This is a genomic window from Pantoea sp. USHLN256 (genome assembly GCF_037149875.1).
GTDB lineage: Bacteria > Pseudomonadota > Gammaproteobacteria > Enterobacterales > Enterobacteriaceae > Pantoea > Pantoea nemavictus.
Map to the genome: position 1 here is coordinate 281,320 of NZ_JBBCQO010000004.1, position 11,391 is coordinate 292,710.

The 11,391-nt window shown below is 55.3% G+C and carries 11 protein-coding genes; 8 read left to right on the forward strand and 3 right to left on the reverse strand.

Annotated features, from left to right (window positions below; translation table 11 throughout):
- Positions 1-43: 43 nt before the first annotated feature.
- From pspD to tyrR, 4 genes are all read left to right on the forward strand, one after another.
- Positions 44-292 carry a phage shock protein PspD gene (pspD, locus tag WFL93_RS13060; RefSeq protein ID WP_007888070.1) on the forward strand — a complete coding sequence of 83 codons (249 nt, stop codon included), beginning with the start codon at positions 44-46 and terminating at the stop codon, positions 290-292.
- Positions 273-1,670 carry a YcjX family protein gene (locus WFL93_RS13065; protein ID WP_336778306.1) on the forward strand — a complete coding sequence of 466 codons (1,398 nt, stop codon included), beginning with the start codon at positions 273-275 and terminating at the stop codon, positions 1,668-1,670. The genes pspD and WFL93_RS13065 overlap by 20 nt, the downstream gene beginning before the upstream one ends.
- Positions 1,667-2,740, forward strand: coding sequence for a YcjF family protein (locus tag WFL93_RS13070; protein ID WP_336778307.1), 1,074 nt, complete (start codon positions 1,667-1,669; stop codon positions 2,738-2,740). Before WFL93_RS13065 ends, WFL93_RS13070 begins: the two co-directional genes overlap by 4 nt.
- Positions 2,741-2,953: 213 nt before the next feature.
- Positions 2,954-4,519, forward strand: coding sequence for a transcriptional regulator TyrR (gene tyrR / locus WFL93_RS13075; RefSeq protein ID WP_049852211.1), 1,566 nt, complete (start codon positions 2,954-2,956; stop codon positions 4,517-4,519).
- A gap of 81 nt (positions 4,520-4,600) precedes the next feature.
- Here tyrR and tpx read toward each other — a convergent pair whose 3' ends face one another.
- Positions 4,601-5,104: a thiol peroxidase gene (gene tpx / locus WFL93_RS13080; RefSeq protein ID WP_007888056.1), complete on the reverse strand. Its 504-nt coding sequence runs from the start codon at positions 5,102-5,104 to the stop codon at positions 4,601-4,603.
- A 156-nt stretch (positions 5,105-5,260) separates the two neighbouring features.
- Between tpx and ycjG the strand changes: the two genes are divergently transcribed.
- On the forward strand, positions 5,261-6,247 hold the full coding sequence (gene ycjG / locus WFL93_RS13085) for an L-Ala-D/L-Glu epimerase (RefSeq protein WP_336778308.1): 987 nt from the start codon (positions 5,261-5,263) through the stop codon (positions 6,245-6,247).
- On the opposite strand, the gene mpaA is transcribed toward ycjG, so the two are convergent.
- Positions 6,216-6,929 carry a murein tripeptide amidase MpaA gene (gene mpaA, locus WFL93_RS13090; RefSeq protein WP_007888036.1) on the reverse strand — a complete coding sequence of 238 codons (714 nt, stop codon included), beginning with the start codon at positions 6,927-6,929 and terminating at the stop codon, positions 6,216-6,218. The two genes, ycjG and mpaA, sit on opposite strands and share 32 nt — an antisense overlap.
- A gap of 211 nt (positions 6,930-7,140) precedes the next feature.
- Here mpaA and WFL93_RS13095 point away from each other — a divergent pair, with 211 nt between their 5' ends.
- The 3 genes from WFL93_RS13095 to WFL93_RS13105 all read left to right on the forward strand — a co-directional run bounded on the left by WFL93_RS13095 (position 7,141) and on the right by WFL93_RS13105 (position 10,289).
- Positions 7,141-8,760: a peptide ABC transporter substrate-binding protein gene (locus tag WFL93_RS13095; RefSeq protein ID WP_336778309.1), complete on the forward strand. Its 1,620-nt coding sequence runs from the start codon at positions 7,141-7,143 to the stop codon at positions 8,758-8,760.
- A gap of 143 nt (positions 8,761-8,903) precedes the next feature.
- Positions 8,904-9,887 (forward strand): zinc transporter ZntB, encoded by a 984-nt coding sequence (gene zntB / locus WFL93_RS13100; protein ID WP_007888030.1) that lies wholly within the window; start codon positions 8,904-8,906, stop codon positions 9,885-9,887.
- A gap of 255 nt (positions 9,888-10,142) precedes the next feature.
- On the forward strand, positions 10,143-10,289 hold the full coding sequence (locus tag WFL93_RS13105; protein WP_007888028.1) for a hypothetical protein: 147 nt from the start codon (positions 10,143-10,145) through the stop codon (positions 10,287-10,289).
- A 51-nt stretch (positions 10,290-10,340) separates the two neighbouring features.
- On the opposite strand, the gene ttcA is transcribed toward WFL93_RS13105, so the two are convergent.
- Positions 10,341-11,276 carry a tRNA 2-thiocytidine(32) synthetase TtcA gene (gene ttcA / locus WFL93_RS13110; RefSeq protein ID WP_336778310.1) on the reverse strand — a complete coding sequence of 312 codons (936 nt, stop codon included), beginning with the start codon at positions 11,274-11,276 and terminating at the stop codon, positions 10,341-10,343.
- Positions 11,277-11,391 lie beyond the last annotated feature (115 nt).

Sequence of the window (11,391 nt, forward strand, 5' to 3'; positions counted from 1 at the left end):
CCGCTAATGGGCTCGCTTCTTCTACATTAAGGTAAGAGGCTCTATGCAAACTCAACGTTTTACTGCTCTGCGCCGTCGCGCGACACCTGCGTTGATGTCGGCGGGGAAATTTATCATCATTAGTGCAGTAACTTACGGGCCCGGCGGTATCGCTGGCTGGGCTGTGAAATCGGTGGCGCGCCGTCCGCTGCGCCTGTTGCTGGCGGCCGCCCTGGAACCGTTGCTGAGCAAAGCGTTTAAACGCTTGTCAGCACGATTCATCAGGGAGAACGATGAAAAGACTGCAAAATGAATTGCTGGCGCTGATGAACCGCGGTGTTGACCGCCATCTGCGCCTGGCCGTCACCGGCTTAAGCCGCAGCGGCAAAACCGCGTTTATCACCTCGCTGGTTAACCAACTGCTCAATGTGCACAGCGGCGCGCGTTTGCCGCTGTTTTCCGTGGTGCGCGAAGAACGCCTGCTTGGGGTGAAACGCGTACCGCAGCGCGAACTCGGTACGCCGCGTTTCACCTACGATGAAGGTCTGGCGCAGCTTTATGGCACACCGCCGATGTGGCCGACGCCCACCCGCGGCGTGAGCGAAATGCGCCTGGCGCTGCGCTATCGCCCGGATGAATCGCTGCTGCGCCACTTCAAAGATACCGCCACGCTCTATCTCGAAATTGTCGATTATCCCGGCGAATGGCTGCTGGATCTGCCGATGCTGGCGCAGGATTATCTCAGCTGGTCACGGCAGATGGTTGGCTTATTGCAGGGCGATCGCGCCACCTGGTCTGCGCAATGGCGCAGCTTGTGTGCCGATCTCGATCCCTTTGCACCCGCCGATGAAAATCGTCTCGCCGCAATCGCCGCCGCCTGGACCGATTACCTGCATCAATGCAAAACCGAAGGGTTGCACTTTATTCAGCCGGGCCGCTTTGTGCTGCCGGGCGATATGGCGGGTGCGCCCGCGCTACAGTTCTTCCCGTGGCCGCAGGTTGAAGAGATGCAGGTCAGCAAACTGGCGCAAGCCCCCGCCGGCAGCAACTTTGCTATGCTGCAGCAGCGCTTTAACTACTATTGCCAGCACGTGGTGAAAGGTTTCTATAAGAATCACTTCCTGCATTTTGATCGCCAAATCGTGCTGGTCGATTGCCTGCAGCCGCTCAATAGCGGACCGCAGGCGTTCAGCGATATGCGTCTGGCGCTGACCCAGCTAATGCAGAGTTTCCATTACGGTCAGCGCACGCTGTTTCGCCGCCTGTTTTCGCCGGTCATCGACAAGTTGCTGTTTGCCGCCACCAAAGCCGATCACGTTACCTCCGATCAACACGCCAATATGGTCTCTCTGCTGCAGCAGCTGGTGCAGGACGCATGGCAGAACGCGGCGTTTGAAGGCATTAATATGGATTGCCTCGGCTTAGCGTCGGTACAAGCTACCGAAAGCGGGCTGGTTGATCATCGGGGTGAAAAGCTGCCTGCGCTGCGCGGCAATCGGCTGGCCGATGATGAAGCGCTGACTTTTTATCCCGGCGAAGTACCGCCGCGCTTGCCGGGGCACAGCTTCTGGCAGCAGCAGGGATTTCAGTTTGAACAGTTCCGGCCGCGGCAGCTGGATGTTGACCGCCCGCTGCCACACATTCGCATGGATGCCGCGCTGGAATTTTTACTGGGAGATAAATTGCGATGAGCGACGAAACACCTTTAAAAGGACGCATTGATTTTGCCCGTCCGCTGACGGTGGATGCGGAAAAACCGCTGCGCGCGGCACAAACCTTTAGTGCGGAAACGGACCATGCGTTTCTTGCCACCGCAGAAGCCGAGCCGCTGGAAGAGGGCGAAGCCGAAAAAGTGGTGGAAGCCGCGCTGCGTCCTAAACGCAGCCTGTGGCGCAAAATGGTGGGCGTTGGCCTCGCTATTTTCGCGGTTAGCGTGGTGGCGCAGGGCGCGCAAACGCTGCACGACGCCTGGATAGTGCGCGACTGGTTTACGCTGGGCACCGGTGTGGCCGGTACCTTGATTGTTGCGGCCGGTGCTGGTGCGCTGATTGGCGAATGGCGTCGCTTGTATCGTCTGCGCCAGCGTGCCGAAGAGCGCGATATTGGCCGCGAACTGCTGCACAGCCACGGCGTGGGGAAAGGCCGCGCATTTTGTGAAAAGCTGGCGCAGCAGGCACAGCTGGATCAGGCACATCCGGCGCTGCAACGCTGGCACGCGGCGCTGCATGAAACGCATAACGATCGCGAAATCGTCACGTTATATGCTCAGCTGGTGCAGCCGGTGCTGGATCGTCAGGCGCGGCGTGAAATCAGCCGTCATGCTGCAGAATCTACGCTGATGATCGCCGTTAGCCCGCTGGCGCTGGTGGATATGGCGTTTATCGCCTGGCGCAATCTGCGGCTGGTGAATCGCATCGCAGCAATTTATGGCATTGAGCTCGGCTACTTCAGCCGTATTCGCCTGTTCCGTTTAGTGCTGCTGAATATGGCGTTTGCCGGCGCATCGGAACTGGTGCGCGAAGTGGGCATGGATTGGATGTCGCAGGATCTCGCCGCGCGTCTCTCCACCCGTGCTGCGCAAGGGATTGGTGCCGGTTTACTGACCGCGCGACTGGGCATTAAGGCGATGGAGTTGTGTCGTCCCTTGCCGTGGCTGGAAGAGGATAAGCCGCGTCTCGGCGATTTCCGTCGCGAATTAATCGGTCAGCTGAAAGAATCCCTGGTAAAAAGTGGGGATAAAGCAGGGCAGGCTGCTAAATAATCACTCCCTGCTTACCTTTCACGCTATGGATGGCGTGAAAGGTAAAATTATCTGTGTCTCAGCCTATATTCGGCGGGATTTTTGTTGGTCGCTCCGCTACACTTCTTCCTGTCACCTGCCTCTGGCTGTCAACTTTTCCTGACAGGCCTCTTCTGAGGCGCTGCAAGTTAGCGTATTATCACTAAAATCAAAACCTGACTAAGGCTCATCGCAATGCGTTTGGAAGTTTTCTGCCAGGACCGAATCGGTCTGGCGCGCGAGTTGCTCGACCTGCTGGTTGCCCGCAATATTGACCTGCGCGGCATCGAAATTGCGCCACTCGGTCGCATTTACCTCAATTTTACCGCGCTGGAATTTGAACCTTTCAGCAACCTGATGGCAGAAATTCGCCGTACACCTGGCGTGACAGACGTTCGTACCGTTTCGTTTATGCCATCTGAACGTGAGCATCGTGCGCTGAGCGCGCTGCTGGTGGCGATGCCGGAGCCGGTGTTGTCTATCGATCTGAAATGCAAGGTCGAGCTGGCGAACCCGGCAGCACAAAATCTGTTTACCCTCGATGAACAAAAACTGCGTAATCAAAACGTCGCAACCTTAATCACCGGTTTCAATTTTCAGCGCTGGCTGGAAAACGAGCGGGTTGACGCCCAGGCGCAGCACGTGGTGATTCAGGGGCGTGATTTTCTGATGGAGGCGCGGCCAATTTATCTGGCGGAAGAAGAGGGACAGAGCGATCTGCCCGTCGGGGCGATGATTACGCTGAAATCGACGGCGCGCATGGGTCGTCAGTTGCAGAACCTGACCGTCACCGACGAATCTGAATTCGATCACATCGTCGCCGTCACGCCAAAAATGCGTCAGGTTATCGATCAGGCGCGTAAGCTCGCGATGCACGATGCACCGCTGCTGATCGTCGGCGATACCGGCACCGGTAAAGATATGCTGGCGCGTGCCTGTCATTTGCGCAGCGCACGCGGCAAAAAGCCGTTCCTGGCGTTGAACTGCGCCTCGTTGCCAGATGATGTGGCTGAGAGCGAGCTATTTGGTCACGCGGCGGGTGCTTATCCCAACGCGCTGGAAGGCAAGAAAGGTTTCTTTGAACAGGCCAATGGCGGCTCGGTGCTGCTGGATGAGATTGGCGAAATGTCGCCGCGGATGCAGACCAAACTGCTGCGCTTCCTCAACGACGGGACTTTCCGTCGCGTGGGTGAGGAGCATGAAGTCCACGTCGATGTCCGTGTCATTTGTGCCACGCAGAAGAACCTGATTGAGCTGGTGCAACGCGGTGAGTTTCGTGAGGATCTGTTCTATCGGCTGAACGTGCTGACGCTAAATCTACCACCGCTACGCGAACGTCCGCTGGATATTTTGCCGCTGACCGAAATGTTCGTCGCCCGCTTTGCTGATGAGCAAGGATTGCCACGTCCGCGCCTGTCATCGCAGCTAACGCCGTTCCTCACACGTTATAACTGGCCGGGCAATGTGCGTCAGCTGAAAAATGCGCTGTACCGCGCGCTGACGCAGTTGGAAGGATACGAATTAGGGCCGCAAGATATCGTGCTGCCTGAGCAGGCACTTGATGTGTCGTTGGGAGAAGAGGCGATGGAGGGGTCGCTGGACGATATCACCAGCCGTTTTGAACGTTCGGTGTTGACCCGTTTGTATCTCTCTTATCCCAGCACGCGCAAGCTGGCGAAGCGTCTTGGCGTATCGCATACCGCGATTGCCAATAAGTTGCGTGAGTATGGCCTGGGGCAAAAACGAAGCGAGAGTGAATAACGCATAGAGTTACTGATCTAAACCTATGCGCCCCAAATAAACGCCGCCTTTTTAAGGCGGCGTTGTTATTTTGGCAGCCATTTACTTCAGTGCAGCCAGCGCCGCATCGTAGTTAGGCTCTTCGGTGATTTCGTTCACCAGTTCGCTATAAATCACTTTATCGTTTTCATCCAGCACCACCACGGCACGTGCGGTAAGGCCTTTCAGCGGACCATCCGCAATCGCCACGCCATAATCTTCCTTGAATTCAGCACCGCGCAGTGAAGAGAGTGTGATGACGTTGCTCACGTTCTCAGCGCCGCAGAAGCGTGACTGGGCAAAAGGCAGATCCGAAGAGATACACAGCACCACGGTATTGTCCGCTTCACCTGAACGCTCGTTGAACTTGCGCACCGAGGCCGCGCATACGCCAGTATCAATGCTTGGGAAAATGTTCAGAACTTTGCGTTTGCCTGCATACTTAGAAAGGGATACGTCACCAAGATCTTTAGCGACAAGGCTGAACGGTTTAGCCTGCTCGCCAACTTGTGGGAAGTGGCCTGCAACTGGCACCGGATTGCCCTGGAAGTGAACATTCTGAGACATACGATTTCCTTTTATAACGACGGGGAATGTCTGACTTTAGCAGCGTCAGATTAGATATAGCGCTAATTTATGACATAATTTTTAAGGGTTTACGAGCGCCTTTCCTGGCGATAATCGAGCCGGCTCGCAATTATGTTGCGGTTCTAAGGAGAAATAATGAGAACAGTAAAGAGTTATCCGGAAGCCTGGCCGTTGCATTCGCCGTTTGTTATTTCACGAGGCAGTCGCACCGAAGCGCATGTCGTGGTAGTGGAAATTGAGCAGGATGGCGTGAAAGGTGTGGGTGAAGCGACACCTTACGCGCGCTACGGTGAAAGCGAAGAGTCGGTGCTGCAACAAATTGCTTCGCAGCTGAGCGCGCTGCAGGATGGTATGACGCGTGAAGCGTTGCAGCAGGCATTACCGGCCGGTGCGGCGCGCAATGCCATCGACTGTGCATTGTGGGATTTAGCGCGCCAGCAGCAGGGGAAAAGCCTGGTGGATTTGTGCGATGTCGCGTTGGCTAATGAAATCGTCATCGCGCATACCATCAGTATCGACACGCCAGATGCGATGGCCAGCAGTGCACAGGCGCTATGGCAGCATGGCGCGCGCTTGTTGAAGATTAAAATGGATGACCATCTGATCAGCGAACGTCTGGTGGCCATTCGCAGCGCGGTGCCGCAGGCCACGCTGATCGTTGATGCCAATGAATCCTGGCATGCCGAAGGACTGGCGGCGCGTTGTCAGCTGCTGGCCGATCTCGACGTGGCGATGCTTGAGCAGCCACTTCCGGCGGCGCAGGATGCCGCGCTGGGCAACTTTATTCATCCGCTACCGATCTGTGCAGACGAGAGCTGTCATACGCGTGAAAGCCTGCCCCAGCTTCAAGGGCGCTATGAAATGGTGAATATCAAACTGGATAAAACGGGCGGCTTAACTGAAGCGCTGGCGTTAGCGGATGCGGCGCAGCAGCAGGGTTTTGCCATTATGCTCGGCTGCATGCTGTGTACTTCGCGGGCGATTCGCGCGGCTTTACCGCTGACAACCCGGGCGAAATTTGCCGATCTCGACGGTCCAACCTGGCTGGCTGCTGATGTTGAACCGTCGCTGCATTTCTCTCACGGCGTACTCAAACCGCGGGCTGCCAGCGCAGCAGATTGATCATCGCTTCCAGATAAACCTCGGTAGCTTCATCCACCGAAATCGGCGGCATCTCGGCGGTAATGCATAACAGGCCGAGATCATCGCACCAGCTACCAAACGAGCCTGGCGTAGCATAACCCACGCTGCTGACGACCGGCAGCGCCGTTTGCTGCGCCAGCCACTGCGCTAAATCACTGTGATGTGGATCGTCGATACAAGCCAGCGGCTCATGCCAGGAAACCACCCAATGCGGCTTTATTTGGTGAATCAGCTGACACAGCGCGCGGGTTTCAGGTTCTGACGAAGGGCTGCTACCGGTTGATAGCACCACATCACGCTCATCGGCTTCGCTGTTCCAGCGATAAACCGTATCGCCGCTCTGCCAGTTAGCAGCGGGGAAATTACGATTGAGATCGACACCGTTAGCGTTAGCGCGCAGCCCCAGCTGACAGCCATCTGGATTCACAGCCAGAATGACGTGATGACGACGCAGAGCATCGGGCAAAGTGCGCATCGCGCCGGATAAGGTGGCAATAGCGGCATTCTCATCACCGTGTGTGCCGGCAATGATGAGGCCGCTTTCTGCATCCGCCGCGGGTGCAGGGAACCACAGCAGCGGGGCGCCCAGCACCGATTGCCCGTATTGCTGCCAGACAGCGTCCAGCTTGCCGCGTAGCGGACGTGGATGGTATGACGACATGACGTTCCTCATTGAGATGCTTCCAAACGCAGCCAAAAGCTTTCTGGCGCTCAAGGTAAAAAATGTGACCGATAATCCAGCCTCAACATAACGGTAAACAGCGCGTGGGGAAATAGCTATATATCAATCAGCAATTTGCGATAAAGTGCCGAAAGTTACTGGCGACATCCTTTGTTTAGCAGTCGCCATTTTTTCGCGTAAAGGAGTGGTGATGAATCTAACGTTTCGCATGACGCTGGCGGCCTTAATCGTAACCAGCGCAGTCTCACCCGCATTCGCCGCCAACGTTCCGTCGGGCGCCCAATTGGCCAGCACGCAGGAAATTGTTCGGCATATTAAAGATGAACCCGCTTCGCTCGATCCAATGAAGGCGGTCGGCCTGCCGGAAATTCAGGTGATGCGCGATCTGTTCGAAGGGCTAACCAATCAGGATGCGCATGGCAAAATCGTGCCCGGCGTCGCGCAGAGCTGGAGCAGCAGCGATAACAAAACGTGGGTCTTTACCCTGCGCAAAGACGCGCGCTGGTCAAATGGCGAACCGGTGACCGCGCAGGATTTTGTCTATAGCTGGCAGCGTTTAGTTGATCCAAAAAACAGTTCTCCGTTTGCCTGGTTTGCCGCGCTGAGCGGCATTGAGAATGCTGATGCGATCACCAAAGGGCAGATGGGCGCCGATAAGCTCGGCGTATCCGCAATAGACGCCACTCAGCTTAAGGTGACGCTGTCACGTCCTGTGCCATGGTTCCCAAGTATGGTCGCTAATGCAGCAATGTATCCAGTACCGAAAAAAGTGATTGAAAAAGAGGGAGATAGCTGGACTTCTCCCGGCAAGCTGGTTGGCAACGGCGCCTATCAACTGCAAGATCGGGTGGTGAATGAAAAAATTGTGCTGGTACGTAACAGCCATTATTGGGATGACAAAGCTTCAGTGCTGACCAAGGTCACTTTTATTCCCATTAACGAAGAGTCCAGCGCGACCAAACGTTATCGCGCCAACGATATCGATATCACCGAATCCTTCCCGAAAAACATGTACGCGCTGCTGAAAAAAGAGTTGCCGGGCCAGGTTTATACGCCGGATCAGCTCGGTACCTATTACTACGCGTTTAACACCGAGAAAGGGCCGACTGCTGATGTGCGCGTGCGTAAGGCGCTGTCGTGGAGCATCGATCGCCGCATCATCGCGGAGAAAGTATTGGGCACCGGTGAAAAACCGGCCTGGCATTTCACGCCGGATGTCACCGCTGGCTTTACGCCGCTGAAAAGCTATCTGCAGCAGCATAGCCAGCAGGAACTGAATGCGCAGGCCAAAGCCCTGCTGGCCGCCGCGGGTTATGGGCCGGGCAAGCCATTGCACCTGACGTTGTTGTACAACACGTCAGAGAGCCATCAGAAAATCGCTATCGCGGTGGCGTCAATGTGGAAGAAGAATCTCGGCGTTGATGTCACCTTGCAAAATCAGGAGTGGAAAACCTATATCGACAGTCGTAACAGCGGCAGTTTTGATGTGATCCGCGCTTCATGGGTTGGCGATTACAACGAACCGTCTACCTTCCTCAGCCTGCTAACCTCCAGCCATAGCGGTAATATCGCGCGTTTCCGCAGTGCCGATTATGATGCGGTGATCACCAAAGCCAGCACCGAAACCAGCGTCGCGGCGCGTAACACCGATTACAACAAAGCCGAACAGATTATTGCCGATCAGGCACCGATCGCGCCGATCTACCAATACACTAACGGACGCCTGATCAAGCCGTGGGTGAAAGGGTATCCGATCACTAATCCGGAAGACGTGGCTTACAGCCGCGAAATGTGGATTGAGAAGCACTAAATCGCCCGGTCGGCATTAACGTCAACCCTACCCATCGGGCGATCAGGATGATCGTCTGTCATCTTTGCTCACAGCCTGATGATTGCAACTGGTCTGCGCCACGCTAGACTGTATCGTATTGATTTTGATAGCGAGGCGAGTTCGTGAACGTCATTGAAGGTAAAGCACTACAAGTATCCGATGCCATTGTGTCCTGTCAGCTTGATGGCACCGGTGGCATGATCCCCATCGACGATAAAGACGTGATCAACTGCGAACGTCCCTGCTGGTTACACCTCAATTACACTCAACGGCAAAGTGCGGAATGGCTGCAAAACACGCCGCTGATTCCCGATTCCGTGCGCGATGCGCTGGCCGGCGACAGCATGCGGCCTCGCGTTACGCGCCTTGGCGATGGCTTTATGATTGTGCTGCGCAGCGTGAACCACAACGCCGATTCGCGCCCCGATCAACTGGTGGCGATGCGCGTGTTTATCAACGACAAGCTGATTGTGTCGACGCGACGCCGCAAAGTGTATGCAATTGACGCGGTACTGACCGATTTGCAAAACGGCAATGGACCGGTTGATGGTGGCAGTTGGCTGGTTGATGTGTGTGATGCGTTGACCGATCACGCCAGCGAATTTATCGAAGAGATGCACGATAAAATTATCGAGCTGGAAGATGCGTTGATGAACCAGGAAGTGCCGGCGCGCGGAGACCTTGCGCTGCTGCGCAAGCAACTGATTGTGATGCGCCGCTATATGGCACCGCAGCGTGATGTCTACGCGCGGCTGGCTATCGAAAAAATGGCATGGATGAACGATGACGATCGCCGTCGTATGCAAGAAGTCGCGGACCGATTGGGCCGCGGACTCGACGATCTCAACGCAGGCGTAGCGCGTACCTCAATTCTGGCGGATGAAGTCGCTTCGATTCTCGCGGAGTCAATGAACCGCCGCACGTACACCATGTCGCTGATGGCGATGATTTTCCTGCCCGCTACGTTTCTCACTGGGCTATTTGGCGTCAATTTGGGTGGCATTCCCGGCGGTAACTGGGCGCTTGGCTTTACCGCGTTCTGCGTGCTGCTTTTGGTGATGGTGGCGGGCGTGGCGATATGGCTGAAACGGCGTAAATGGTTGTAGGGCAGAAAAGCGGAATAAACCTGATCGATATCAATATCCCGCCAGGTCAATCGGGGCAAACTCTTTCCCGCAGGTGAATGCAACGTCAAGCGATGGGCGTTGCGCTCCATATTGTCTTACTTCCTTTTTTGAATTACTGCATAGCACATTTGATTCGTACGACGCCGGCCTATCCGCCGGCTTTTTTTTGCCCGCTTGGCTTGCTCGCGCATCCTTTCCTATGCTTACAGGACATTCAGCAACAAGGAGAAGGGCATGCAACCGATTACTGCCAGCGAACCGATTCCTACCGATCCACCGCCAATTCCTGAACCGATTCCACAACCGCAACCGATTCCACCCGCGCAGCCGCCTTACGACCCCGAATTTCCACCGATTCAAGATCCGCCACCGCACCGCTAATAAAAAAGGCGCGTAGCCAAAGCGACGCGCCTTTCGTTACATCAATGACGATTATTTAATTTCCAGCACATCAAGGCGCACGCTGAGATTAGGCGCATCTTCCTCTTCTGGCTGCCAGCCCGCAGGCTGCACCGGCAGGCTTTCACGGTCGAAGGCCAAATCGCCGCCGTCCACGACCGCATCACCGTGTTTAATACCTTTGAAATCAAAAAGATTTATGTCCGCCATGTGTGATGGCACCACATTTTGCATCGCGGTGAACATGGTTTCGATGCGGCCAGGATAGCGTTTATCCCAGTCACGCAGCATATCAGCCACCACCTGACGCTGCAGGTTCGGCTGCGAACCACACAGGTTGCAGGGGATGATTGGGAATTGACGCGCTTCGGCAAAACGAATGATGTCTTTCTCGCGGCAATAAGCCAGCGGACGGATCACGATATGTTTGCCATCATCGCTCATCAGTTTCGGCGGCATGCCTTTCATTTTTCCGCCGTAGAACATGTTCAGGAACATCGTCTGGAGGATGTCATCACGATGGTGTCCAAGGGCGATTTTGCTACATCCCAGTTCGCTCGCGGTGCGATACAGAATGCCGCGGCGCAGGCGTGAACAGAGCGAACAGGTGGTTTTGCCTTCGGGAATTTTATCTTTAACGATGGAATAGGTGTCTTCGTTAACGATGTGGTACTCAACGCCCAGCTCATCCAGATAGGCCGGCAGAATATGCTCGGGGAAGCCAGGTTGTTTCTGGTCGAGATTCACCGCCACCAGCGAGAAGTTCACCGGCGCGCTCTGCTGCAAATTGCGCAGGATTTCCAGCATGGTGTAGCTGTCTTTACCGCCAGACAGACAAACCATGATGCGATCGCCTTCTTCAATCATATTGAAGTCGGCAATGGCTTCACCCACGTTGCGACGCAAACGCTTCTGCAGCTTGTTGAGGTTGTACTGTTCTTTCTTTGTTACTTCTTGATTTTCTGACATTATTTTCACGCTTGAGAGTGAAGGCGAGGGCCGTTAGCGGCTGAAGCAATCTTCAACGGCAATAAACCCTATAAACATGACTGCGTATGGTACGGATTGCGGGCGCGAATGCTAG